Consider the following 23,714-nt stretch of genomic DNA (forward strand, 5'->3'; position numbering starts at 1 on the left):
GGCGAAAAGCTCGCCTTTTTCTTTACCTATCTTTTTACTTTGATTGTTACTTTGATTGAAAATTAAGCTCATTTGAACCATAATAACTGGACCATATGAACCACAGGAGCTTGATATGGCAACTGCAGCATTAAAAAGCTTCAAACCGAAACAACCTCATAAAGCCAATTTCTGGTTTATGTTGGGTATTGAAGACGCTGAAACAGGTCGCACTGATGCGGTTCACAAAGGCTTTGAGCCAAAGGTGTATCGCAATATTGTTGAGCGTGTGAAGCTTTCTCAGAGTGAGTTTCAAAACGTCACATTGATACCTGTCAGCACGGTCAAGCGTCGTCTAAAAAACGATGAACGCTTCAATACGCAAGAAAGTGATGCAATCTATCGATTAGCGATGTTATTGAAACTCGCGACAGAACTGTTTGACGACGAAGAGCGCGCGTTAAAATGGATGAGAGAGAATGTGTATGGCTTAGGTGGAAAACGTCCACTTGATATGGTCTCGACCACGGTGGATTTTGAAATCGTAAAAGATTTGATCGGCCGTTTAGAGCACGGGGTATTCTCGTAATATGAAGCTCTATCGTCTCACACAAAAGAAATTTGCTGACACGCCATTCAGCCCCGTTGGCGCAAAGTTATTTGGAGGGCGATGGAACTCAAAAGGAACCGAAGCCCTCTACTTCTCTGAATCGGAATCCCTTTGCTCGTTGGAAGTGTTTGTTCACGTAAACAACGATCCTGCTATCACCAAACTTTACGATTTATATCGTATTGAAATGCCAGAATACCTCATCGCCACCTTAGATGAAGAAGATCTCCCTGTGACGTGGCGAGCAATACCGGCGAGCGAGTCTACGCAGTACATTGGTGATCAGTTTCTCAATGATCCTCATCCAGAGTTTGCCGCGCTGCAAGTGCCTTCAACGATTTCACCTCGTGATAAAAACTACGTGGTGAATCCAAATCATCCCAAAATGAAAGAGATCATCAAGAAAGCCGAAAAGCTCGATTTCGCGTTTGATCCGCGCATTTTCAAATAGACGCCTAGCTTTGTCTTGCTTTAAAGCATTCAGCGCTTACCTGAGATAAACGCTGAAGCATAAAAGTTTATTTCCTTGGTTATTGTCGGTCGTAAGTGAACTGTTGCGCTTCATTTGTAGTGTTGAGGTAATGCCCAAGCACCAACTCAGCACCTTTGTAAGATAAATGGCTGTCATCCGTATACATCGCATTGTTTGCTCCAACTCTCATTCGACATACGCCATTTCTGCAAATGGCATCGGTCAAGTCGACAAACTCAACGTGCTCAAATTGCTCAAAGTAGTTCACTAACTTCGCCACGTTTTGAGGGTGATGTTGTTTGGGAGAAAAGTCGCAGGCAGACTCTTCTGTCTCGCCAAACAAACGCGCTTTCCAAAGGCATTCTCCTACCGCAAACGGTGCAGAAGGGGTTGGACCGAAAACGACCACTTCCTTTCCTTTCAGTTCATTCAATAATTTGGTTAATGATGCTTCATAATCGGCTTGTGAAAGCTCTTTATTGAAATTAGAAGAGATAACAACGCGACGAATGGAAGGGGTACTTAGAATTGTATCGACAGCCTCATTGAAGAACTGTCGGCAAGAAATTGAGCCAGCAGCTTCTAGGATGTCGACATAACCGACCGCACAGGAATCTTGAGTAAGTTGCACCACGCCAGTTGGTGTTACTTCGGATAGACGCTTCACGTAAACCATGCTGTGACTATTGCCTAACACAGCGATGGCGGGCTGCGGCGCAGACGAGCACACATCGTTAACGTTGGTGTTGCCGTTGCAATCTAAACCATAACCGTTGTTAACGCGCATGGCCTCGAAAAATGCGCTTCTTTCTGGAAAACCACCGTTTTGATGACCGATAACGCCGAGCGTTAGCAAGGGCAACGTCAACAACACAATAACCGCGGACACAGTGCGCATGCTCATGGCTTTTCGGCTACGGAACGGCTTTTCAATAAAGCGCCAAGTGAAGTAAGAAAGTACAAAAAGAGTGACAACGTAAAGTGGGATATTGATGTCTTGTGTTGTGTCCAACACGTAGCGGTAAAAGACAAATAATGGAATGTGCCACAAGTATAAGCTGTAGCTGATTAAGCCGACGAACACGACCCACTTTAGGCTCAGTAATCTACCGCAGACATTGTCTTTAGAGGCAAACAAAATCACCAACGCGCTACCGATGACCGGCACCAGCAGCGTAATGCCCGCGCCATCTTGCGATTTTTCAAACAAAAGCGAGGAAGCCAATATCAAAACGATGCCAATGGTTGCTAGAGTATCGTTAGATTGAACTTGGACTTTTCTCATCACTAATGCGAGTAATGAACCGGTTGCCAGCTCCCAAGCGCGAGAGAAGATCATGTAAAAAGCGAAATCAGGATCGTTGCTCGCGTAGACAATAGTCATCAAACTCAGCACAAATACCGTGATAAAAAAAGTCAGGTAAAACGCGTTTTTGCCACGAGCGAGTAGCATGAGTAGCAAAGGAATGACAATGTAGTATTGTTCTTCAACGCCCAAGCTCCATGTGTGGAACAGCGGGTTGGCTTGATCTTCTAAACCGAAGTAATTGTGGCCTTTCAAATACAGAAGAATGTTGGATGAAGAGAGAATGGAAGACACTGCAAATTGACCAACGTCTTTGTGTGCTTGCGGCAAAAATAGCCACCAAGACATCAAATAGCTGACGGCGATCACCACCAGTAAGAGGGGGAGTATGCGACGAATGCGTCGCTCATAAAAATCACCAAGGCTGAACTTCTGGTTTTCTAAGTCGTTAATCACGATGGTGGTGATCAAATAGCCGCTGATCACAAAAAACACGTCGACGCCAATAAAGCCACCAGCGAATTGCTCAACTCCTGCATGAAACAAAATCACCAACGTGACAGCAATCGCCCTTAATCCGTCTACTTCTGCTCTGTAAGTCATATCGTGTTGCTCCAACATTCCGTTTAATGAAGTAGAGCAAAATATGAACCAGAAATAATGTTTATTTAAATCAGTGCCTTAAAGTGATTGTCAAAATGAAAATGCTAGGTGGGTTAACGAATTCCCAAATTGAATTTCAATATGGAAACCCCATAAAGAATGATCTTAAGAAGCGCTAAATCAAAGAACGTAAAGCGCGAGGCACTTAGACTTCATTGAAAATGATTACGCTAAAGAAACGATGACAGAGAATACGATTCAGGAAAAAATTGCCAGCTTTACTTGTATCGAAGAGGCTTTGAATTACTTCGACATCGAGTTTGATAGCCGATTTATCGAAAACAATCGAACCGAGTTGGTTAAGAGGTTTCACGGCTACTTAATCCTCACTAAACCGGATGATTGGTTTTCAGGTCGTCGTGCTTTAAAGAATGCTTACTGTAAAGTACAACGCAGTTTGCTCAGTAAAACGACGCGCTCTGCGTGTCGAGGTTGTACATCTTGTCAAAGACGTTAATTCTGGTGGCTTGCCTAAAAAGAACCCTGCATCTTGGTGTCACAGGGGGAAGAGCAAGGTTCTTTTGGTTTCGCTATTGGTTTGTCGCGAGTTACGAATCAGCTTTACGTAGATGAATTAACCCGCGTAATACGCAGGGTAGTCCACCAAGCCTTTTTCACCGCCGCCGAACAATGTGGCAGGGTCATGTTCTGCCAGCGGATAGCCATGCTTGATGCGGCTTGGTAAGTCTGGGTTTGCAACAAACGGACGGCCAAAGCCAATCATGTCGGCTAAACCACTTTCAATCGCGTGTTGCGCCTTTTCTGCGTTGTAACGACCGGCATAGATCAGTGTGCCTTTATACGCCTCACGAACTGCGGTTTTAAAGTCGTGCGGAGTGTCTGGCGCGTCGTCCCAATCCACTTCTGCAATGTGAATGTAAACCACATTGAGTTTATCAAGCAGCGCTGCAGCGGCGGTGTAGGTTTCGACTGGCGTACTATCAACGGTGCCATTTAACGAAGTGAATGGTGCAAGACGAACACCAACACGCTCTGCGCCAATAGCTTGCGTCATCGCCTCTACCACTTCACTAAGAAAACGCAGACGGTTTTCAATGGAGCCACCGTATTCATCGGTGCGGTTATTCGCTTCAGAATCGATAAACTGGTTAACCAAGTAGCCATTCGCTGCATGAAGCTCGATACCATCGAATCCGGCTTCTATCGCGTTTAGTGCGGCTTGGCGGTACTCTTCAATAACGTTCTTGATGTCTTGTTTGGTCATTTCACGTGGCTCAACCACGTCGACAAAACCCGGTTCGTCTGTGCCGTTATCGACAAATACTTTCACGTTTTCTGCTTTTAGCGCAGAAGAAGAAATAGGTTGCTCACCGCCAATGTTATCAGGGTGAGTCACACGTCCAACGTGCCACAATTGCGCGAAGATAACGCCGCCTTTCTCGTGCACCGCATTAGTTACCTTTTTCCAACCAGCAATTTGCTCTGGGCTGTAAATGCCTGGTGTCCATGCATAGCCTTGACCCATTGGCGAAATTTGTGTGCCTTCAGCAACGATTAGGCCCGCTTCAGCACGTTGAGCATAGTATGTCGCCATCATGTAGTTAGCGATATTACCTGGTTGAGAAGCACGAGAGCGCGTCATCGGAGGCATAACGATACGGTTTTTTAATGAGAGAGAGCCAAGTTGAATGGGTTGAAATAATGCGTCTGTCATAGGAAACCTCGTTATTTGTGAGTTTGGATGAGTTCGATTTGGTAACCATCGGGATCTTTAATGAACGCGATGTGAGTTTCTCCGCCTTTCATTGGACCTGGCTCGCGAGTAACGTTGCCACCAAGCGCTTTAATTTTTTCGCAAGCGGCGTAAATATCTTCAGACCCCAGTGCCATGTGTCCGAATGCGTTACCCAAGTCGTAACTGTCGGTATCCCAGTTATAAGTTAGCTCGATGGTCGCGCCATCTGGTTGATCAGGGTTACCAACAAACACCAGTGAGTAACGGTATTCTTGGTTTTCAAAACGATCCAAAACACTCATTCCCAGAACTTTTGTATAAAATTCGATAGATTTGTCTAGGTCAGCTACACGGATCATCGTGTGGAGAAGCTTCATAAGTCGCCTTTTCATAACGTTGCGTAATCACTATGCAAACCATATCGCCACTCTAAATAAACTGGAAATTATCGTTAATTATTAAAATGATTATTTAGTGTTATGAAAAGCGAGGTTGCTGGCCCTGCAACATGCAAACAAAGATTACTCGCCGTTTCTTTTTAATTGTTGGCATATGCTAATTACTCTTTTGAGAAACCGAGTAACTATCATGTCCACAAACAGCTACTGTCATTACACTCACGAGTCTCATCATCAATGTGCGGTTTGTTCTTCAATTAATGTGAATCCGAACTCTTTGGCCGTGAACTACCAATACCTAGCCGATGGTTCTGTTGTCGGAGAGTTTCACGTTTTACCGCGTCATCAAGGTTACACAGACCTGTTGCATGGTGGTATTGCCAGTTCGCTTCTCGATGGTGCAATGACGCATTGTTTGTTATCTAGAGACATTCAAGCCCTTACGGCGCAGTTGGATGTGCGCTACCATGCACCTATTCAGTTAGATGATCGAGTCACGATTACTGCACACTGTGAAGGTGAACGACGCGGTATATATCAACTGGTGGCTCAATTGCGGGTCGAAAGCGAAGTTAGAGTGACGGCTAAAGGGAAGTTTATTCGTCCTAAAAAGGCATAAATAAAAACGTGTTCTACGGAGAGGCAATGAAGAAATTTGATGAGCTGTATGCAATTGCGACGAGAAAATCTCAATATGACCAAACCAATACTTGGTTTAAAGGCGTAGAGACTTATCTGGAGGCCATTGGCAAAGAAGTTGATGAAGTCCGCGAAGAGATTCGTGAGGATCGCCTTTGTCATTTGGAAGACGAGTTAGGCGATGTGTTGTGGAACTACCTTAACGTATTAAAAGCGTTGGAAAGAGAAAAGGGGATAGATCCTGAGAAAGTACTCGAAAGAGCCTGCAACAAATACGATCAGCGTGTATCTGCGATTGAGTCGGGACGCAGTTGGGATGAGATAAAACAGCAGCAGAAACAAGCCTTGAACGCAGAGCATGAAGTCGCGCAGTTAGAAGATGTAAAGAGCCAATAACTGCGCTTGGTATTGAAAGGATAGATTAATAGGGAATACCTAGTCAGCCCTTGGAGCTGTTGACCAACAGTAGGTCACAAGGTGGTTGGTCAAGTAACGTGTCTACAGTGCTGCCAGACCAAAATTGGGATGACATGCTTCGTTTACATGCACCCATAATCAAAATCGCTGCTTGTGATTGCTTAACTGCTTTTGGTAACGCCGTTTCAGGGTTTCCTTCCGGTAATAGTAATGGAACTCGCGTTAACTTTTGCGCAGTAATAAAATCTGTAATGCCTGCTTTTTGATTGCTTAATATCTCTGCACGATAGCGAGAGAGGTATGGCGCGACGTATCGGCAGTAAACGAGCGTCATTTTCCCGCTTAAGGTTTGTTCTAATTTTGAGCCTCGCGAGACGATGGCTTTATCTACTATCGACTTTTCATCCCCTCGATGAAGTGGGTCGATTGCACAAAGCATGTTGGCGTGAGAAGGCCATGAACGCTCACTCAGTAGCAACAAGTCGCAATCTTGTTGTGCCAGTTCTGTGAGCATCGTTTGAATCTCGTGTTTGTTAAAGTGTCCCACGAGCAGTAAGTCAGTGTGGTCAACAAGTCGTTTCGCAACTTGCTCAACCCAATGGCTCCCTTTGAAATGCTCGTAAGAGAGCGTTGGTGTTTCAAGCTCTTCTTCTTCACAAAGTTCGACAATTAATGCGTTGAACTTTAAGGTCCAAGCTTCAAACTCAGCTTGTCTTTTTTCTATATGGTCAGAGTTGAAACTGAGAAAATGAGCGAATGCGTGATCTTCACTTCGGCGATGGTCTTCCACTAAAACTACAATAGGCTGAGCAAGCGCTGTCGAAAATTGAATCACTTTACGAAGCACCTTACGACTTGGTAAGGCGGCCTGCTGAGTCAGAAAAAATACAGGTGCCATTGATTACTCCATTATCAAACAAGGCGAATGAGCCTGACACACATTCAAGTCTATACCATGAACTGATGCAGAGGCGTTTTGTTTCTGCGAGCGAAATATAAATTCCGCAATTAAGTCAACTATCGCCTAGAATTTTAACATCAAGAATTCATGCCTTCGGATAGCACATATCGTCAATGCGGCGAATGTGGTAGTGAAAGCTATAGGTAAAAGTAATGATAGATTCCAACCAATTGCAAATTAACCGCAAAGTGCCACATTTGCTTGCTGAGATCATTAAAGCGATAGAATCGACCGAAGACTTGAGCTTTTTGAAAGACTATCAAGAAGCACAGATTGCGAACATTTTGGAATCGGTCAACATTGCTTACCGTAAGCGTGTCATAGAAGCAGTGCCGCCTGAGAAGTATTGGACGGTATTAAATTTGCTCCGATACGACACCGCCAAGCACATTCATCAATCACTCAATAAAGACTTACAACATGAACGCTTGGCGTACATAACGGATTCAGAACTGATCATCTTTGCGGACTTTCTACCGACCGAATTTGTAGATGAATACCTTATTGATCAAAGTGAAGAGTCTGTCGCGCATATCCAACAAGCATTGTCGTATGAAGACAACAAAGTTGGACGTTATGCCGAGCCTCACTTTCTGGTCGCAAACCCTAAAAACAGCGTAGGAGGCATCAAAACCGAGCTGCTAAAACGTGGGCAAAGTCCAGTGCGGTTGATTATTGTGCGTGATGCAAGTGGTGTGATTGGTACGATAGAGCCGCAAACCCTGTTGCTGCACGAAAATCATATCAAACTTACCGACTTGACCGTAGTTACGCCAATTCTAGAAGATATTCAAACGATTCAAAGCGTCAGCAAACAAGTCTCGATTGATGGTGGAGCACATTGGTTTCCTATCATGGCTGGTGGCAAAATTATGGGCGTCTTGTCGATGGCGACCATCGCGATTACGTTGCGCGAACTCAGCCTACAAGCTGTAGTGGCAGAAAACGTACGAAGCGAAGAAGATTTGTTCACACCATTAAGCGTGGCGACAAGGCTAAGAGCACTTTGGTTGGTGATTAACTTGCTGACCGCTTTCGTAGCCTCCGCCATCATTGGGCTTTTTGATAATGTGGTCGAGCAAGTCGTTGCGCTTGCTATCTTAATGCCCGTTGTGGCGAGTATGGGCGGCATCGCAGGTAGCCAAACCTTAGCGGTGGCCATTCGGGGTATCGCATTGAACCACTTGCACCAAAGTAACTTGAAGCTATTGGTGAATAAGGAATTAAAAATCGCCACCATTAATGGCTTGATCATGGGATTAGTCATCGCGGGTGTCGTCTACATGGTGTTTGACTCTTGGCCATTGGCGCTTATTATCTGTTGTGCCATTTTCCTCAATAGTTTGGCGGCCGCGGCATCGGGTACGTTGATACCATTCACGTTGAAGAAGTTTAACATTGATCCCGCCGTGGCTGGCTCGGTAGTATTGACGACCGTTACCGATGTCGTCGGTTTCTTTGCGTTCTTAGGCTTAGGTGCCATTTTCTTGATATAGATATCCAATTGACGCGTTAACCAGCAGAACCAATCGCACCATTTCCCAACCCAGTATTTTGGGCGAGCTTGCTTCGCTCAGCATTCCTCCGTTTTCCATAACCGATGAACACGTCGTTTCGGTTCTTACTTTGTAAATCTCTTCACTGCTCAGTTCTATTCCCCAAATTTCCCACTACCGATCCTCGCTTAACGTTAGCGTGCCAAATTCCAATTTCAAACGCCAGATGATGCCCATTTTCTTGGCTGTACACGCATTACTTCACTCAAACAAAAAAATAAGGAAAAGATTTTGAACAAACTCATTGTATTCACTGGTGGTCCCGGTGCAGGAAAAACCTCGGTTATCGAACAACTAAAAACACAAGGCTTTATCTGCGCGCCAGAAACCGGCCGTCAAGTAATACAAACGCAGGTTGCCAATCACGGTTCAGCATTACCTTGGAATGACAAACAAGCTTTTCGAGACGAAATGATGAAGGCAGAAGTGAGCAATTACCGAGCTTTCAATGCCCACCAAGGGGACGTGTTTTTTGATCGCAGTATTGTGGACGTATATGGCTACAGTAAGTTGGAACAACTTCCAATCTCGCATGAGCTCATCACGCATTGCCAGATGCTTCGTTATCATTCTCAAGTATTCATTTTTCCACCTTGGGCATCGATATTCAGCAACGACGAAGAGCGAAAGCAAGATTTTTCTGAAGCGGTGGCTACGTATCAACAGATGGCCAGCGCTTATCACAAATTTGGTTATCAATTGATCGAAGTGCCCAAAATGTCAGTCGAAGACAGAGTAGCGTTTATTCGCGGCTCAATCATCGAATAAGGCTGAAAGATGATTGATGCAAACAAATGCGTAAGGCGATTGTGACCACGACGACAATATGCGTAAAGGGAGTTATTTATACTGGATAAAGTTCAATAACTTAATTGAGTGTTATGTCTTTTAAATATCTTACCTTATTGCTCGCAACGACGAGCATGAGCAGCTTTGCTGATGTAGGCCTGCCTTCGGGGGATGATTGGTTAAACCATGTGACGAATGGCCTAGCCCCATATTGGATGATGGAAAGCGCGCATGGACAACCTGCGGGGAATTTTCCGACTTTTCGTTGTGATAACGGTGTCATTCTCGACCCACAAAAGCCGTGTGAAGAATTAAACAAAGGGTGGATTAGCCCGCACTTCGATCGCGAATACACCCGCATGAAATCGCGCCAAACTTACGCTTATGGCGTACTTTTTCATCTTACGGGTGACAAGCAAGCATTAGAGCTGGCAAAGAAAGGGGCTTATTACCTGATTGATCATCTACAAGATGAGAAAAACGGCGGCTTCGTGAGCTTTACGCGTAGTGGAAAACCGGGGATGGAGTGGCAACAGCGAACTTCTCAAGACCAAGCTTACGCCTTGGTGGGGTTGGCGATGTACTACTACTTAACGCAAGATCCAAAGGTTGAACAAGCACTTATCGACCAGCAAGCGTTTATATTTAAACAATACCGACGAAGCGATGATCGCGGTCTGGCGTGGGTTTTGAAAGATGGTGATGGGGAAAGTGAGAAGCAGCAAGAGTTAGTCGCTCAACTTGACCAAATTAATGGCTACCTGTTGTTAACGGCGCCACTTTTACCAGAACCAGCGCAAGCCAAGTGGAAGCAAGATCTGCAATGGCTGATGCAAGTGATGCTAGATAACTACCATTCCGTCAAAGAGCAGCGTTTTTATGGCGCGATACACCACAAAGCGGTAATGATGCCAGATGCGAAACACAATGATTTTGGACACACCATCAAAGCGTATTGGATGACGTATCTCACTGGTCAGTTGTTGGAGAATTCCAATTGGACAGAGTTTGGTTTCAAAGGAATGAAACACACGCTTAAACAAGCGCAATACCAGCAAAACTTTGAGCAAGTCAAAGCGCTTTTCTCACCAGAATGGCAGAGTAAATGGACGCAAGAGAGCATTCCTGCTTGGCAATCAAGACCATACAAGCACTATAGCTCGTCTTGGGAATGGGCAGAGCTCGATCAAGCGGCAATGACAGTTTCCCTTGTTGATGGTTCGATGAAAGAAACGCTTCAATACACGTTACCCACTTTTATGGATGCATGGGTGGATCATCAATATGGAGGCGTCGGTCTAAGCCCTAAATCAACCAAAGCGTTCCATTGGGGAAATGGTTACCACCAGTTTGAACATGCGTTGGTCGGGTATTTGTACGCGCAACAAATGGCAAAACAGCCTGCCAAGCTTTACTACGCGCGACCAGCAGAGAATAAAATGCCACTTAATCCATATTACTTTAGCGCAGACGTAAAATCGTTGTCGTCACAAAGTGATGGAGTCACCACCGCGACATTCACCAATATTCGACCTTAGGTTGGTCGATGGTGATGTGTTAATTAAAGTCCGCGTAAAAGCCAAAGCAAAATTGTAGCAGTAATATCAATAAAGGCTAACCAACTGGTTAGCCTTTATTTTTAATAATCTTACATGTAATGGTGACAACACATATAGTTAACGAATGTTTATTTGTAATGACCGCTGAGTGTTTCTAACAAATATCTAACTATAAATTAACTTTCATTGATTAGGGTATATCTCACAACTAGGACAACTTAGAGCTTGGAACTTTATGCAATCCTGTTCATAATAATGGTTTTGAGAGAATCATTATGTACATTTCTATACTAACGCACGAGAGAGATACGCCGTTATCAATCAACTACATTAATTACATGTATCCAGCTGACAAACTATTTAGCTCTTGTGTCGAACTAAGAAGCAAATTAGATAATGAGAAAATTCCCGTTAATACCATAAAAGATACTTCTCTTGCGGGACCATTACGTAAGCTTCCAAATGATATTACAGGTGAGAAAAGGTTACAAAAGCTTAAGGAACAGATAGATCGCAACATGGCGGTTAAGTCTGGTATGTTAACCGATCGAATGCACTGGAAAAACAAAGCTGTTATTCCTTCACGTAAATTTTCGTCTCTAGCTCCAATACAGTCGTCAACTCTAGCTTCTACTGCAATGAAAGCAAATAGTGGAAGGGCCATGGCCTTAGGGATGGTATTACAGAAAGGCAGAGCTATGCTTCTCTTTGATATTATCCGACAAAACGTTAGAGTACTAGCTAATCGAGTACACAATGCAAATCTAGAATCATCTGGCTGCATTTTGATTGTTAATGTGAAGTATTTGAAAGTCGAAAGGGAATATGGGAAAGCTCCTCAACTATCTAGAGTTTCATTAGCAAGTGTAATTCCTCAAGAAGACAAGTATAACTTTGATTCGAGTGCTTATGTTCGTGGTCAAATTGCCAATATGTGTGAAGCTAGTGCTAAAGCTCCGATCAATACAAAGTTTCAAATTGTAAGCGGTCAGTATGACGATTCATACTCGACAGCAGTCTTGTTTATCAAATGCACATGGGAATAACATGAGAATTGTTAACGTTTTATTAGTAGTGCTCCTTGTTACGGCATGTAACGATACTACGTCAAAGTTTGAGGCAACTAAAACGACAGAAAGCCTCCTAACTAAGAACCGAGAAGCTCCAGAGCAGTTGTACAGCGAAGCAAATAAATTTTATGAACAAGGTGATGTGCAAGGAGCAAAGTCTTTATTGATCAAAGCTATCGAAGTGGATGATGTTCATAGTAAAGAGCTTTTAGGGATAATCCTTCTGAAAGAGCCAAAAGTCATGGATGTTAAGCGGGGCTTTTCTTTAATCTCAGAGGCTGCTGATGATGGGTTGGCGAGTGCACAATTTTATTTAGGATCATGTTTGTATGATGATGGCTGTGGTTTACCTGAAAATAAGGTGCTTTCAGCCTATTACTTGACGCAAGCGTTAAATAATGGTGAAGGTGGTGCACAAATGCTACTTGGATTTCTAGATGAAGAAATAGGTGACACTGCGATTGATCAAAAAACATATGCGGTAGAGCTGAATCGCTATATAGAACAACTCAATTAATATTGCGGCTTAATGTTTTATAGGGTTTTAATCGAACCTCAAACAGAGAGTGCTGGACTTCTACAAAGCAGTAGAAGCCACAGCGAAGCTGCAACAATAATCGAGTGTGTAATAGAAAATAAAAAGCCGTCAGAACCACTGATTTTGACGGCTTTTTATTCTATGACAGGTAGAGGCTTCAATTTTCAGCGCGATAGATCCATGAAAACTTAAGTGAGATTCCAATCAGGTCGCATGATCTCACTAGTGTCATTGGAAATAAATGAATTGTTTCTAATACATAGAACGTATTAACATGGTTGCACTTGGCCCATATGAGTAAATTCATTGAACATACAATTTGAGAGAGGGTTTAGTTGTAAAAATAATAGTTAGTTGGAATCTAGGTTAAATGAAAATAAAACTATTTAAAAAGCTACAAGTTGTATTTCTTGTGGTGTCAGCATCTTTAATGGTGGGGTGTTCATCTATAGATGCGCATGCTGGTGGCGGATACGGAAAGCCGTTTTCAGGCACCGCGTTATCAGTCGCACGACAACCTTGCTATTTAAGAGCTGATATTACTTCTATCGCGTTATACCCACTATCATTGATTGACATTCCTTTGTCGTTAGCAACGGACGTTGTGTTTCTTCCTGTTGATTTAGTCATGGTAGTTACGCCAACAACGAGTTATGGCGGTGTTGTTTCTCTAGGTTGTCCAAGCGGAAGCATGATCTAAAACGCTTATTTTATTCAAATAAATGGAAGGAAATGAAAGTGGAATTAAAAAGTAACTATTCAGAATCAGAAATAAACCAGCCACCATCGGTACTTCTTGTTACGTCTCTGTTGTGTCTGGCGTCCGTTTGTTGGGCTGCATTGCTGTTGGCCATTGAATATATTGTTGGGATAGAAATGAGTGGTACAGGCTTTCTTAGCACGTTAATCCCAGCCATGAGTGTTGGTTATTACTTCGGCTACAAGACTGGAGATGTAATGCCATCAAAAACAAGATGGTATGCTGTTTTACTGTGGACTTTAGCAAGTTTGGTAGTGTTCTCTCTTATCTTAATGTCGTTAGATATTTCTCCGTTTTATTTATTATCTGAGCTCGGTGGGGTAAGTATTTTTATTGCTATCATAATGCTAATAACGATTGGCATCGCCTACTTAATTTTAAAAAGTGGTGAGAAAATGGCGATTAGAGTATTACTCAAAGCCAAGGAAAGTCAGTAGATAAAATACAACAAACGATTCAATTAGGATCATGACAAGACGCCAGCCATAATGTGCTGGCGTTTTAGTTTCCTGTTTGTAGGATTTTTTGTCTAAAAGGCAAACCCATTTATTGTGTTGTCGTTTGAGTTAATGGTTTATGCCTTGTGCGCAAGATAGCTTAGCAGGTTTATGTATCGAGAAACGTGTGTATAATTCGCCACGAATTACGATTTATAGATATGAAAGGTAAGTATGGCAGTCCTCGAAATTCTCTCCATTCCAGACCCAAGGCTTAAAGTAAAAGCAGAAAAAGTCACTGATGTATCGACAGTACAAACGCTGATAGACGATATGCTAGAAACACTTTACGCAACGGGCAATGGTATCGGTTTAGCTTCAACCCAAGTAGGCAGAAAAGAGGCGGTTGTTGTCATCGATATCTCTGACGAACGCAATGATCCTTTAATCTTGGTTAACCCAGAAGTGGTGAGCGGAGAAAACAAAGCACTTGGTCAAGAGGGATGCCTTTCTGTTCCTGAGTACTACGCAGATGTAGAGCGTTACACGTCAGTTGTTGTTTCTGCACTAGACCGTGATGGCAACCCGATTACAATCGAGAGCGATGAGTTCTTGGCGATTGTGATGCAGCACGAAATTGACCACCTATCGGGTAACTTGTTTATTGATTACCTTTCACCGCTGAAGCAAAAAATGGCGATGAAAAAAGTGAAGAAGTACGTAAAAGCGAAAGCTAAGTAATATGAGAGGAAGTAACCCTCCATGTCGAGTTACTTCCTTTTAAATCAAGAATAGGACGGTAGTGAGAGCGGTTTATCTCTGTTTTTGGGGGACATAACGCTTTACGACCTTCATAAGCCTTTGAAATGAAGAGCAGTCCATATGCGATTCATGAGGGCAGGAGGCGACATGGTTTAGGCTGTCTCGCACCGCTTTCAAACGTTTTATTTGCTCATCAATCTCAAGTGCCTTTTTCGTTAGTAAGTCACGATCGATATATGGCTTTGAAACTTCTGATTGATTCAACATTTCTGCCATTTCGTTAAGCGATATTCCAGCGATACGCCCCAAGCTAATTAAATTGAGTGTATTGAGTACCTCTGGTGAATATTGGCGTCTCAATCCATTCCTTCCTATCGAGCGAATTAACCCCAGCTGTTCGTAGTACCTGAGCGTTGAAGTCGGCAATCCTGATTTTCTAACCACTTCTGCAATATCCATATTATTCCCCATTGACTTCAAGTTGGCTTTAAGTTGTAGCATGCAACTAAGACCTTAACAAATCAAAAACTTGAGGAGAGAAAAATGCTGCTTTTAATGGGATTGCAAGCGGTGCTAATAGGGATTGGTGCCACTTTGATAATGGATTTATGGGCATGGTTACAAAGGAGAGTGTTTGGTATTCCTTCATTAAACTATGCGTTGGTTGCGCGCTGGGTTTTGTACATGCCCCAAGGAAAGTTTATGCATGTGCCAATTATGGCGTCAGAGGCGATGCCGGGAGAAAAGTCACTTGGCTGGTTTTTGCATTATGCCATCGGCGTTACTTTCGCTTTGGCTCACGTTACTGTTTTTGGTCATCATTGGTTGGTAGAGCCCAGTCTAATGCCCAGCTTAATTACAGGCGTGGTAACGTTGATCTTCCCATTTTTGGTCATTCAACCTTGTCTAGGATTTGGTTTTGCTGCGAGTAAAACCCCAACACCTTGGAAAGCCCGTTTTCTTAGCACATTGGCGCATTTGGGTTATGGTTTGGGTTTATTCATAGCCGGGTTTGCAATCAAAGTTACGAGCCAGTATTTTGCATAGATAAAATGAGCATCATGCAAACGAGTGGTTTTTATCTATGATGCTCAACTCTTGGTTGTTTTTTGCGCTTTGATCATAGTTGACCGATATGTCTAAAGTCTGTTGCATTTATCCAAGACGTAAAGTCGGCGGACATTTAACATTGCCTTAACGTCAGAATGGCAAGCGGTTTACCAAGAAAAACTAAAATTATCTGGTTTGACATAAAGAATATTAAGGGTTTCAGATGGCTTCAAAAGTGGCAGGGATATCAATACTGAGTTTATTGGCAGCGCCAGTTGCGATGGGAGAAACAGCCAGTGCTTATGATTTATGTTTGCTAGACAAAATAAAGCAAAGCAAAGGTGAAGAAACCATAAAGAGCATTCGCGCGCAGTGTGAGCTTGACACAGTAACCAGCACAGTGCCCGCTGATCCAGAAATTGAAGAGCCTGAAGAACTTCAGGAAAGTTTGGTCGACAAGCGTTTGGAATCAGAACGAGAAAACGCGTTCGAACCGTTTAGTCTGGTCGCGCATCGCGTTAACTATATTCTTCCGTTTACATACAGTGATCGCGTAAATAAACGCGCGTATGCCGACACCAAATACGGCGATGAACTGCGTAAGGAAGAGGCGGAGTTCCAAATCAGTTTTAAAGTACCAATGAACTATGATGACTTGTTGTTTGATGGCGATGGTCTGTTTTTTGGAATGACTCTTAAATCATTTTGGCAGGTATACACGGGTGCAGCATCTCGTCCATTCCGTGAAACCAATTATCGTCCAGAGCTTTTTTACTACACCCCAACAGACTGGAAACCACTTGATGGTTCGACTTGGTTAGGTTTTGGTATTGAACATGAGTCTAACGGTCAGAGACAGGAGCTATCGCGCAGTTGGAACCGTGTCTATGCCAACTTAACCTTTGCAAAAGACAATTTTGCGGTTTCTATCCAGCCTTGGTGGCGTATACCTGAAGATGAAAAGACATCGCCTAATGATCCCAAAGGTGATGATAACCCGGATATCGAAGACTATATGGGACACTTTGAGCTATCGAGTGCTTACAAGTGGAATGGTTACGAGTTTACCTTTTTAGGTCGCCAGAACTTTCAAACACATAAGGGTTTTGCAGAACTGGGTGTGTCATTTCCGATTTGGGGCAAAGTTCAGGGGTACGCACAATACTCAGCGGGTTATGGTAAGAGCTTGATCGACTATGATCATAATCAGCAGCGGATTGGTGTTGGTATTGCAATCAACGGTGTTTTGTAGTTTTTCGTAGATGGATAGAAATTAACACTGGCAATTGAAATTTCAATATTTAGAATGCGAGGCTGAAATTGATTTCTAACCTAGAGTGATTTTATGCTTCGTGATTACACCTTCGATTGTCTTGTAACTATGCCTCGCCATGAGCTGGAAGAGTTTAGTGCTCGTATGATCAGTAAAATGGTGCCAGAAGACGTGATGAATGAGCTGTTCACTTTTGATCAAGAAGAAGTGGATAGTGAAGACCGCATGTTGTATGCACGTCTTGATGCAATGCTACGCATGACAGCAATCGCACTGAGTGAAATTCAACAAGCGTTTGATGACTCAGATAACGCAAAGCAAAATAGCGAGCGAATGACGCGATTGGTGCTTTGGCATTTCTACGCGATCTCATTCCGTTTGGAAGAGGCCATCACGCTAGAAACACACTGTGCTCTAGTGGAAAAACTAATCGAAAATGTACCTTCGGATGTTTTTGCGTGGGTAAAAACATTGACGGAGCTGCTACACACTTACGCTGAAATCAACGCGAAAGAGAATCCTCAAGACTAAACGCCTGTCGTTTATCGTTCAGTAAATTAGAAACAAGGCGAGCCATTGGGTTCGCCTTGTTTTTTCGCGTCAGATAAACCTTCGGGTTTGAAATACCAAACAAGCCTAGACTCAGATTTGTTCGTTCACTAGCGAACGGCGTGATTCCTTCTTACACTAAATCAAGGTGTTTGTTGCTAAACAAGCAAATGCATGACTAAGTCGTGTATTATTTTCCACTTAAATGCGGATAATTTATGTCGAAGAACCTTCTGGTTTTTAAATTGGAACCGACTATTGAGCGTGTACGCTTTCCAGCTGAGCTTCATCTATCTAAAGGAAGTGAACGATGGATCCGTTAACGCAAGGTTTATTGGGAGCAGCTTTGCCACTGGCGGTGAGCAACAAGCGAAACCTTGCAGTTGTTGGCGTGTTGGGCGTGGTCTCTGGGATGGCTCCGGATTTAGATGTGCTCATCCGTTCTTCAACTGATCCTTTGCTGTATTTGGAATACCATCGCCAATTTACTCACTCGCTCTTGTTTATCCCGTTTGGTAGTTTCATTTGTGCTTTGGTGTTGTATCCATTGTTCGCAAAAAAGCGAGGACTAAGCTTCCGGCAGAGTTGGTTTTACTGCGCGCTTGGTTATAGTACCCATGCGTTATTAGACGCATGCACCAGTTATGGAACACAGCTTCTATGGCCGATAAGCAACACGCGTTATGCTTGGAACACTATTTCGGTAATCGACCCCGCGTTCACACTCCCTATTTTAATATTGCTTTTGTTTGCTGCACTGAAGCGAAGCCCAAACTATGCCCGCATTGCATTTTTATGGTGTCTGGCTTACCTAAGCCTTGGAATGATCCAACGAGATAGAGCAGAAGCAGCTGGTTGGGAAATCGTCAAAGAGCGACAACACAACGCTATACAATTAAAAGCCAAACCAAGCTTTAGCAATCTTTTGGTTTGGAAACTAATTTATGAAACGGAAGAGAGCTACTATGTAGATGCCGTAAGGGTGGGGCGTTCAATAAAAATTTACCCTGGCGAATCAACTCCAAAGTTAAATATAAAAGAGCAATTTCCGTGGCTAAACCCGCAATCGCAACAAGCAAGAGACATCGAACGTTTCCGTTGGTTTTCAAACGGTTTTGTAGCGACGGATCCGAATAATGAAATGCGAATTGTTGATATGCGTTATTCCATCGTACCAAACCAAATTAATGCGTTATGGGGCATCAATCTATCCCCAAAAGCCAGCGCAGACGCGCACGTTGAATACACTGCTCATCGAGGAAGTACTGCAGAAGATCGCCAAGTTTTTTTCAACATGCTTACGGATTTTGAGTGATGGTTTTACTTTGGATGTCGATGCGGTTTCGTAATAACTATTACGCAGACTGAAAGTCCTTTACTAGGGTTGGCTTGCTAGCGAAGAAAATCTTGCCAAACAGGGACTTGTACTTCCAGCCAAGAGACAAAAGCCGTTTAGCTAAGTTCTTGTTTTCAATGATTGCAACCTCAACACCTTGGTAGTGGTAAGGATTGCTTTTGATGTAGTCGATAAATGCAGTAAGCACGCCTTGCCCGCGAACGGAGGGTGCAAAGTTGACTGCTACAATAGAAAAGCGTTGGCTACCTGCTGGGCAACGGACTAAACAGTGCCCAAGAGGATGAGTAATAGTCTCAGAAAATTCAGGAAAAGGGCGAGACTCAAGCTCTTGAGAAAGCGCATCGTATCGCTGACATAGATAAGAAAATAGTTGTTTCGCTTCGCTGTTCATATCGGTGCCGCTTTTGTGTTGCTTGGTTTGAAGGCATTGATGTCTCAAACATTGTAACCATAGATAGCAACACAAAACGCGGTAAACTTTTTCAGTAATGATTTCCTATTTTTGAAACCTTAATTGTTACAAATGAAGTTGATTGGGTTTTATATGGTAGTTGTGAACGAGTGTTTCTAGTTGAAGGGAGAATACGCTGGTTACTGGATTCTTACTGGAATTCCTTTGTTAAAAGGCGAGCTGCTTGGTTTAATGCCGCTCGTTTAACTGCGAGTGGCATCTTTTGTATTTCGTCACCTTGTACAGCGACGATGGGACATGATGTGGGATCTTCTATCCTAGCTCTTCATGGTCTAAATTATCTCATTAACCACTCAGAGCTAGATTCTTAGTCTCGCCAAGGCTCGCTGGACTGACACAAAAACATCGTTAAACTCCTGTTATTAAATTATTTGGTCCGCCTTTGCTTACTTTTGAACGCTTAACTAGGCGTTACTCCAAGTGCTTAAATTGCAATGCCACAAGTCGCTGATACAACTCACAGCTTTGCATTAATGATTGGTGGTTACCAACATCGACTAACTCGCCATTGTCGAGCACCGCAATTTTATCCGCATGTTGGATAGTCGAAAGACGATGAGCAATAATCAGCGTTGTGCGTCCTTTCATTAGAGCTTCAAGTGCTTGCTGAACGTGATGTTCACTTTCACTATCAAGGGCGCTGGTAGCTTCGTCTAGCAGTAAGATTTTTGGATCTTTTAGAATCGCGCGAGCAATCGCAATGCGCTGCTTTTGTCCGCCTGATAGCCTAACGCCGCGCTCCCCTAAAAAGCTGTGATAGCCTTCGGGAAGCTTCTCAATAAACTCATGGGCATGGGCTTTTTTCGCGGCTTCGATAACTTGTTCATCCGTCGCTTCAGGATTACCGTAGCGAATATTATGGAAAACATCATGGCTAAACAGCGCTGGTTGTTGTGGTACGAGCGCCATTTGACGTCGAAGCTCGTTTGGATCGAACTGTCGAATATCTTCACCACCAAACAACACTTGCCCTTTTTGCGGATCATAAAAGCGTTGCAGCAGTTCGAATAGTGTTGTTTTACCTGCACCAGAAGGGCCGACCAACGCCAACACTTTTCCTTGATCAGCGGTTAGATTTAACTCTTTGATAGCTGGTTGATTTGGGCGAGAAGGGTAGTTGAAACTCACTGAATTAAAGTTAACCTCAGCAGGCATGTCGGCACGGACAGGCAAATGGTTGCTTGGCGCTTTAATATCACTGGCTACTTGAAGGATCTCAATCAGCCGTTCGGTAGCACCTGCGGCTCTTTGCAATTCACCCATGACTTCGGAAATGGTTGCAGTCGATGAGGCAACCATAATGGCATAAAACACAAATGCGGCTAGGTCACCCGCAGACATTTTTCCGTGAATCACATCGCTGCCGCCTACCCAAAGCATGCCTGCAATCGCGCTGAACACAATCACAATAACGCCTGATATCAGGATCGCTCGCTGCTTTACTCTCTGTCTACCTACTTCATAAGCTTTTTCCACCTCGACAGCGAAAGCCGCTCGTTCATGCGACTCTGAGCTAAAACTTTGCACGGTTTTAATATGCTCTATCGCTTCTCCAGCGTAGCTTCCGACATCGGCCATTGAGTCCTGACTTTGGCGAGAGAGCGCACGCACGCGTCGTCCATAAAACAAAATCGGAACCAGAACCAAAGGCACAGAAGCAAGCACAATCAGCGTGAGCTTAACGTTAGTGGCAAACAACATTATGATGGCCCCAAAGCACATCAAAGCGCTACGCATCGCCATCGAGAACGATGAACCAATAATGCTTTGCAGCAATGTGGTATCGGTAGTCAAGCGCGACATAATGTCGCCACTACTGTTGGTCTCAAAATAGCTCGGATGCAGCGTAATCACATGGTTAAACACCGCAAGGCGAATATCCGCACTAACGCGCTCACCTACGGAAGAGACAAGGTAAAAGCGAAAGAAAGTCCCAATGGCAATACACAATGTGACACCGACAATAAACTGAATCGCATTGGTAAGCTCTTGCAATGATTGCTGAGCAAAGCCTTGGTCGATAAGTATGCGTACTCCATAGCCAACGGATAACGTCAAACTTGCTGTCGCAACAAGGGCAACCAAGGCCGCCGCAACCCGCCATTTATACGGTGCAATAAAGGTGTTGAGTTTAAGAAGAATGCTGAGATTTTTGTTATTTTTTCTGCTCATGAGTGACTCACAAAGCGTTTTAGGTACCTGGCATAGTAAGCCAGTTTGGTTGGTGAGACCAGCGAACTACCGCTTTCGGATTAGGAAGTTCACTGGGATAACCAATATCGCATGTATATCGAAAATCACTTAAACGTCGAAGAGACTAGAACCAGCTTTTAGTTCGGAGGGGGTTACGCACGGCTTTTGGCGAGTAGCAGGTCGACTTTTCCTTTGGCTGTTTTACTAACTGTTTGCATCAACTGAAAACTTGGTTTTTCGACGCCTGAGTTTTCTATCCCTTCGACCATTAAGAGCCAAAGCTTGGCTGTCATTTGCGCATCGGCTAGTGCACGGTGGAAAACACCGTCGTTGTCGATATTTTTATAGCGAACAAGTTCACCTAGCTTATGTGATGGGGCTTCTTGAATGAGCCGTCTTGCTACCAGTAAGGAGCAAGCAAACTCACCCGAATAACCACAGTTGATTCGTTCAAGCTCTGCATCTAAAAATCGTTTATCGAAGGACGCGTTGTGAGCGATAAGGTTCTCGCCAGCAATGAACTCACTAAATGACGCCATTACCTCTTCGCAGCTTGGTGCCGATCGCAACATATTGTTGGTAATGCCGGTGTAGTTCTCAATAAAAGAACTCACTCTGAAACCGGGATTCATGAGTTGCTGAAAACTATCGACAACCTCGCCATTGACTAACTTTACTGCACCAATTTCTATTGCGCGATCACCTAAAGTAGGAGAGAGACCTGTGGTTTCAAAGTCGAGTACGACCACAGAGTTTGCTTGAGGCATAAAATTTTCCAGCTGAGTAATGTTGCGCAAGAGTATTATCGAAAGCGACAGAAAAAGAAAGGCGAACACAATGGTGAATATCTGTCTATCTTTACTCCACAAAGTCAGTGTTCGTCGTCCACTGTTTATGGACAGGTACGTTCTGGCTTACCCATCGCGGCTTGTGCGGTAGCCTTATATTTCAAATGTTTTTCGGCTTTTCGATTCATTTCAATTAAGCATTAACTTTCGATACAACATACTGATTATAAATTGATTTTATAAATCAACTTCGGCATCATTCACGGCTTGATTTAGAGGATGAATATCATCACAGCAAAAAATTAGAACAACTTATAATGCGAGGCTAGGGAACGATGGAAACAATAAAAAATCACTATTTAGATATACCTGAAGAAAGAAAATTGCGTATTTTTCGTGAAGAAGACGAAAATTTTTACAGCTTCTGGGAAAGAATGCTTGATGAAAATCAATCTTTTTATAAGCACCCTCTGAAAAGAATGAAAGGCGACGCTTGGGATTCGCTTGAGGCATTCTTCACCGCTTCCGAATTCGGACAACATCAGGCCTCGCCAGCTTACATAAAAAGGGCGCTTGAGTTACTGAATAACGTGTACTTGCTGGCCAATCATTCAGACCAAGTGGTTGAATTTTCCGTTGGGCACCGACACTTTTCGGAAGTGGGTAACCGTTCTATTGCAGAAGGAACAATGGATGCATGGTTGGATGAAATCTGTTTAGCGATGGCCGCGAGAGATTGGCGCTGCATAGAGCTGATGACCATCATGGATGAGTCATTAGTGCGTTTAAAAGATCCTTTTGATGTTGCGCTGGTCGAGTTCGTTAACGGTGTATTTAGCAATTCATCAGCGTTACCTGAGTTATTGCAAACGGTGATGGAGAAATCCTCCCCACAATATTTAGAATCAACCAGGGTGCCATATGTACACTCTTTGTTTATTCCATTTGTGAATGTGTTTGTTGCCATTATCGATGGCGATGAGGCACATTATCAAGAAGCACTGAGGGATGCGTTAGAGGCGCATTACCAGTTCTACATGAATGAAGATGTTCGCTATTCGCCAAAAGGGAATGTTTCTTTGAAACTGATTGGTCTTGCTGCATTGGCATACGATAAGTATGGCTGGACAATTCCAGAAACCGCATATTTGCCAAAGTGGCTCGTTTACGGTGAGCATGATCTCTGTTCTAAATAAATCATTAATAGAACACCTTATGCAGTGTCTGAAGCAATGCCGTTCGATGAAAGGTTGGCTCAGCTGCGGGCTCTGTTTGAGCGAACAAAACAAATCTACAAGATCATTGGGCTTTGTTGCGTAATTCGATGGAACTAAATCAGGAAGTTACGATCTGATCGTGTATGGACACTCCCTCTATTGCAAGTAAATTTTAATGAAAATGAAGGTATAACTGCCCACGT

Annotated in this window: 26 protein-coding genes and 1 pseudogene; 19 read left to right on the forward strand and 8 right to left on the reverse strand. The window is 43.5% G+C overall.

Going from position 1 to position 23,714, the window contains the following annotated elements; genetic code table 11:
* Positions 1-115: 115 nt before the first annotated feature.
* A complete protein-coding gene (locus R7Z41_RS17125; protein WP_005376498.1) occupies positions 116-568 on the forward strand; it encodes an antitoxin Xre/MbcA/ParS toxin-binding domain-containing protein in 453 nt (150 codons plus the stop codon).
* Position 569: 1 nt separating this feature from the next.
* Complete coding sequence (locus tag R7Z41_RS17130; RefSeq protein ID WP_005376497.1) at positions 570-1,040, forward strand: RES family NAD+ phosphorylase; 471 nt, start codon at positions 570-572, stop codon at positions 1,038-1,040.
* A 79-nt stretch (positions 1,041-1,119) separates the two neighbouring features.
* On the opposite strand, the gene R7Z41_RS17135 is transcribed toward R7Z41_RS17130, so the two are convergent.
* Positions 1,120-2,970: an acyltransferase family protein gene (locus tag R7Z41_RS17135; RefSeq protein WP_054577841.1), complete on the reverse strand. Its 1,851-nt coding sequence runs from the start codon at positions 2,968-2,970 to the stop codon at positions 1,120-1,122.
* A 241-nt stretch (positions 2,971-3,211) separates the two neighbouring features.
* On the opposite strand from R7Z41_RS17135, the gene R7Z41_RS17140 reads away from it, so the two are divergent.
* On the forward strand, positions 3,212-3,487 hold the full coding sequence (locus R7Z41_RS17140; RefSeq protein ID WP_017820985.1) for a nitrogenase-stabilizing/protective protein NifW: 276 nt from the start codon (positions 3,212-3,214) through the stop codon (positions 3,485-3,487).
* 117 nt (positions 3,488-3,604) lie between these two features.
* Here R7Z41_RS17140 and R7Z41_RS17145 read toward each other — a convergent pair whose 3' ends face one another.
* Positions 3,605-4,705 carry an alkene reductase gene (locus R7Z41_RS17145; protein ID WP_054577842.1) on the reverse strand — a complete coding sequence of 367 codons (1,101 nt, stop codon included), beginning with the start codon at positions 4,703-4,705 and terminating at the stop codon, positions 3,605-3,607.
* Positions 4,706-4,716: 11 nt separating this feature from the next.
* On the reverse strand, positions 4,717-5,103 hold the full coding sequence (gene gloA / locus R7Z41_RS17150) for a lactoylglutathione lyase (RefSeq protein ID WP_033906507.1): 387 nt from the start codon (positions 5,101-5,103) through the stop codon (positions 4,717-4,719).
* A 211-nt stretch (positions 5,104-5,314) separates the two neighbouring features.
* Between gloA and R7Z41_RS17155 the strand changes: the two genes are divergently transcribed.
* Together R7Z41_RS17155 and R7Z41_RS17160 are read left to right on the forward strand one after the other, a co-directional pair.
* Positions 5,315-5,743: a PaaI family thioesterase gene (locus tag R7Z41_RS17155; protein ID WP_031781242.1), complete on the forward strand. Its 429-nt coding sequence runs from the start codon at positions 5,315-5,317 to the stop codon at positions 5,741-5,743.
* Between the two features lie 26 nt (positions 5,744-5,769).
* Entirely contained in the window at positions 5,770-6,159 is a 390-nt protein-coding gene (locus R7Z41_RS17160; RefSeq protein ID WP_054574607.1) for a MazG nucleotide pyrophosphohydrolase domain-containing protein, read from the forward strand.
* A 43-nt stretch (positions 6,160-6,202) separates the two neighbouring features.
* Here the strand turns inward: R7Z41_RS17160 and R7Z41_RS17165 are convergent, their stop codons facing one another.
* Positions 6,203-7,078: a universal stress protein gene (locus R7Z41_RS17165; protein ID WP_005376485.1), complete on the reverse strand. Its 876-nt coding sequence runs from the start codon at positions 7,076-7,078 to the stop codon at positions 6,203-6,205.
* Between the two features lie 215 nt (positions 7,079-7,293).
* Here R7Z41_RS17165 and R7Z41_RS17170 point away from each other — a divergent pair, with 215 nt between their 5' ends.
* From R7Z41_RS17170 to def, 8 genes are all read left to right on the forward strand, one after another.
* The gene (locus R7Z41_RS17170) at positions 7,294-8,637 is read left to right on the forward strand and encodes a magnesium transporter (RefSeq protein ID WP_033906508.1); all 1,344 of its coding nucleotides are present in this window, start codon (positions 7,294-7,296) and stop codon (positions 8,635-8,637) included.
* A 291-nt stretch (positions 8,638-8,928) separates the two neighbouring features.
* Positions 8,929-9,465: an AAA family ATPase gene (locus R7Z41_RS17175; protein WP_149192057.1), complete on the forward strand. Its 537-nt coding sequence runs from the start codon at positions 8,929-8,931 to the stop codon at positions 9,463-9,465.
* Between the two features lie 113 nt (positions 9,466-9,578).
* Positions 9,579-11,024: an AGE family epimerase/isomerase gene (locus R7Z41_RS17180; protein ID WP_171344645.1), complete on the forward strand. Its 1,446-nt coding sequence runs from the start codon at positions 9,579-9,581 to the stop codon at positions 11,022-11,024.
* Between the two features lie 296 nt (positions 11,025-11,320).
* Entirely contained in the window at positions 11,321-12,091 is a 771-nt protein-coding gene (locus tag R7Z41_RS17185; protein WP_136977145.1) for a hypothetical protein, read from the forward strand.
* 1 nt (position 12,092) lies between these two features.
* Complete coding sequence (locus R7Z41_RS17190) at positions 12,093-12,632, forward strand: tetratricopeptide repeat protein (protein ID WP_033906511.1); 540 nt, start codon at positions 12,093-12,095, stop codon at positions 12,630-12,632.
* Positions 12,633-13,023: 391 nt separating this feature from the next.
* Complete coding sequence (locus tag R7Z41_RS17195) at positions 13,024-13,353, forward strand: YceK/YidQ family lipoprotein (protein ID WP_017820979.1); 330 nt, start codon at positions 13,024-13,026, stop codon at positions 13,351-13,353.
* A 32-nt stretch (positions 13,354-13,385) separates the two neighbouring features.
* Positions 13,386-13,850: an ABZJ_00895 family protein gene (locus tag R7Z41_RS17200; protein ID WP_017820978.1), complete on the forward strand. Its 465-nt coding sequence runs from the start codon at positions 13,386-13,388 to the stop codon at positions 13,848-13,850.
* A 234-nt stretch (positions 13,851-14,084) separates the two neighbouring features.
* Positions 14,085-14,591, forward strand: coding sequence for a peptide deformylase (def, locus tag R7Z41_RS17205; RefSeq protein ID WP_017635324.1), 507 nt, complete (start codon positions 14,085-14,087; stop codon positions 14,589-14,591).
* 72 nt (positions 14,592-14,663) lie between these two features.
* Here the strand turns inward: def and R7Z41_RS17210 are convergent, their stop codons facing one another.
* Entirely contained in the window at positions 14,664-15,071 is a 408-nt protein-coding gene (locus tag R7Z41_RS17210; RefSeq protein ID WP_165439075.1) for a helix-turn-helix domain-containing protein, read from the reverse strand.
* Between the two features lie 84 nt (positions 15,072-15,155).
* On the opposite strand from R7Z41_RS17210, the gene R7Z41_RS17215 reads away from it, so the two are divergent.
* The 4 genes from R7Z41_RS17215 (at position 15,156) to R7Z41_RS17230 (ending at position 18,799) form a co-directional block, all read left to right on the forward strand.
* Positions 15,156-15,659 carry a DUF2938 domain-containing protein gene (locus tag R7Z41_RS17215; protein WP_206969573.1) on the forward strand — a complete coding sequence of 168 codons (504 nt, stop codon included), beginning with the start codon at positions 15,156-15,158 and terminating at the stop codon, positions 15,657-15,659.
* A 226-nt stretch (positions 15,660-15,885) separates the two neighbouring features.
* Entirely contained in the window at positions 15,886-16,914 is a 1,029-nt protein-coding gene (locus R7Z41_RS17220; protein WP_017820977.1) for a phospholipase A, read from the forward strand.
* A gap of 93 nt (positions 16,915-17,007) precedes the next feature.
* Positions 17,008-17,466, forward strand: coding sequence for an exoribonuclease R (locus R7Z41_RS17225; RefSeq protein WP_206969567.1), 459 nt, complete (start codon positions 17,008-17,010; stop codon positions 17,464-17,466).
* Between the two features lie 328 nt (positions 17,467-17,794).
* Positions 17,795-18,799 (forward strand): metal-dependent hydrolase, encoded by a 1,005-nt coding sequence (locus tag R7Z41_RS17230; protein WP_206969559.1) that lies wholly within the window; start codon positions 17,795-17,797, stop codon positions 18,797-18,799.
* A 40-nt stretch (positions 18,800-18,839) separates the two neighbouring features.
* Here R7Z41_RS17230 and R7Z41_RS17235 read toward each other — a convergent pair whose 3' ends face one another.
* From R7Z41_RS17235 to R7Z41_RS17245, 3 genes are all read right to left on the reverse strand, one after another.
* On the reverse strand, positions 18,840-19,232 hold the full coding sequence (locus tag R7Z41_RS17235; protein WP_005376463.1) for a hypothetical protein: 393 nt from the start codon (positions 19,230-19,232) through the stop codon (positions 18,840-18,842).
* 492 nt (positions 19,233-19,724) lie between these two features.
* On the reverse strand, positions 19,725-21,485 hold the full coding sequence (locus R7Z41_RS17240) for an ABC transporter ATP-binding protein/permease (protein ID WP_186585349.1): 1,761 nt from the start codon (positions 21,483-21,485) through the stop codon (positions 19,725-19,727).
* Positions 21,486-21,658: 173 nt separating this feature from the next.
* Entirely contained in the window at positions 21,659-22,273 is a 615-nt protein-coding gene (locus tag R7Z41_RS17245) for a PolC-type DNA polymerase III (protein WP_005376459.1), read from the reverse strand.
* A gap of 356 nt (positions 22,274-22,629) precedes the next feature.
* Here R7Z41_RS17245 and R7Z41_RS17250 point away from each other — a divergent pair, with 356 nt between their 5' ends.
* Entirely contained in the window at positions 22,630-23,490 is an 861-nt protein-coding gene (locus tag R7Z41_RS17250; protein ID WP_206969557.1) for an immunity 49 family protein, read from the forward strand.
* Positions 23,491-23,598: pseudogene (locus R7Z41_RS17255) on the forward strand (threonine aldolase); the annotation flags it as partial.
* Positions 23,599-23,714 lie beyond the last annotated feature (116 nt).

Origin of the sequence: Vibrio sp. 1457, from assembly GCF_033340195.1 — a bacterium.
GTDB classification, from domain to species: Bacteria; Pseudomonadota; Gammaproteobacteria; order Enterobacterales; family Vibrionaceae; genus Vibrio; species Vibrio alginolyticus.

Bases quoted from the DNA above. Each gene is read 5' to 3' on its own strand.
- R7Z41_RS17130 (WP_005376497.1), top strand. From the start codon at position 570: ATGAAGCTCTATCGTCTCACACAAAAGAAATTTGCTGACACGCCATTC.
- R7Z41_RS17195 (WP_017820979.1), top strand. From the start codon at position 13,024: ATGAAAATAAAACTATTTAAAAAGCTACAAGTTGTATTTCTTGTGGTG.
- R7Z41_RS17145 (WP_054577842.1), bottom strand. From the start codon at position 4,705: ATGACAGACGCATTATTTCAACCCATTCAACTTGGCTCTCTCTCATTA.
- R7Z41_RS17200 (WP_017820978.1), top strand. From the start codon at position 13,386: ATGAAAGTGGAATTAAAAAGTAACTATTCAGAATCAGAAATAAACCAG.
- R7Z41_RS17125 (WP_005376498.1), top strand. From the start codon at position 116: ATGGCAACTGCAGCATTAAAAAGCTTCAAACCGAAACAACCTCATAAA.
- R7Z41_RS17220 (WP_017820977.1), top strand. From the start codon at position 15,886: ATGGCTTCAAAAGTGGCAGGGATATCAATACTGAGTTTATTGGCAGCG.
- R7Z41_RS17155 (WP_031781242.1), top strand. From the start codon at position 5,315: ATGTCCACAAACAGCTACTGTCATTACACTCACGAGTCTCATCATCAA.
- R7Z41_RS17210 (WP_165439075.1), bottom strand. From the start codon at position 15,071: ATGGATATTGCAGAAGTGGTTAGAAAATCAGGATTGCCGACTTCAACG.
- R7Z41_RS17230 (WP_206969559.1), top strand. From the start codon at position 17,795: ATGGATCCGTTAACGCAAGGTTTATTGGGAGCAGCTTTGCCACTGGCG.
- R7Z41_RS17170 (WP_033906508.1), top strand. From the start codon at position 7,294: ATGATAGATTCCAACCAATTGCAAATTAACCGCAAAGTGCCACATTTG.
- gloA (WP_033906507.1), bottom strand. From the start codon at position 5,103: ATGAAGCTTCTCCACACGATGATCCGTGTAGCTGACCTAGACAAATCT.
- R7Z41_RS17215 (WP_206969573.1), top strand. From the start codon at position 15,156: ATGCTGCTTTTAATGGGATTGCAAGCGGTGCTAATAGGGATTGGTGCC.
- R7Z41_RS17135 (WP_054577841.1), bottom strand. From the start codon at position 2,970: ATGACTTACAGAGCAGAAGTAGACGGATTAAGGGCGATTGCTGTCACG.
- R7Z41_RS17190 (WP_033906511.1), top strand. From the start codon at position 12,093: ATGAGAATTGTTAACGTTTTATTAGTAGTGCTCCTTGTTACGGCATGT.
- R7Z41_RS17160 (WP_054574607.1), top strand. From the start codon at position 5,770: ATGAAGAAATTTGATGAGCTGTATGCAATTGCGACGAGAAAATCTCAA.
- R7Z41_RS17235 (WP_005376463.1), bottom strand. From the start codon at position 19,232: ATGAACAGCGAAGCGAAACAACTATTTTCTTATCTATGTCAGCGATAC.
- R7Z41_RS17180 (WP_171344645.1), top strand. From the start codon at position 9,579: ATGTCTTTTAAATATCTTACCTTATTGCTCGCAACGACGAGCATGAGC.
- R7Z41_RS17140 (WP_017820985.1), top strand. From the start codon at position 3,212: ATGACAGAGAATACGATTCAGGAAAAAATTGCCAGCTTTACTTGTATC.
- R7Z41_RS17225 (WP_206969567.1), top strand. From the start codon at position 17,008: ATGCTTCGTGATTACACCTTCGATTGTCTTGTAACTATGCCTCGCCAT.
- R7Z41_RS17165 (WP_005376485.1), bottom strand. From the start codon at position 7,078: ATGGCACCTGTATTTTTTCTGACTCAGCAGGCCGCCTTACCAAGTCGT.
- R7Z41_RS17240 (WP_186585349.1), bottom strand. From the start codon at position 21,485: ATGAGCAGAAAAAATAACAAAAATCTCAGCATTCTTCTTAAACTCAAC.
- R7Z41_RS17250 (WP_206969557.1), top strand. From the start codon at position 22,630: ATGGAAACAATAAAAAATCACTATTTAGATATACCTGAAGAAAGAAAA.
- def (WP_017635324.1), top strand. From the start codon at position 14,085: ATGGCAGTCCTCGAAATTCTCTCCATTCCAGACCCAAGGCTTAAAGTA.
- R7Z41_RS17185 (WP_136977145.1), top strand. From the start codon at position 11,321: ATGTACATTTCTATACTAACGCACGAGAGAGATACGCCGTTATCAATC.
- R7Z41_RS17245 (WP_005376459.1), bottom strand. From the start codon at position 22,273: ATGCCTCAAGCAAACTCTGTGGTCGTACTCGACTTTGAAACCACAGGT.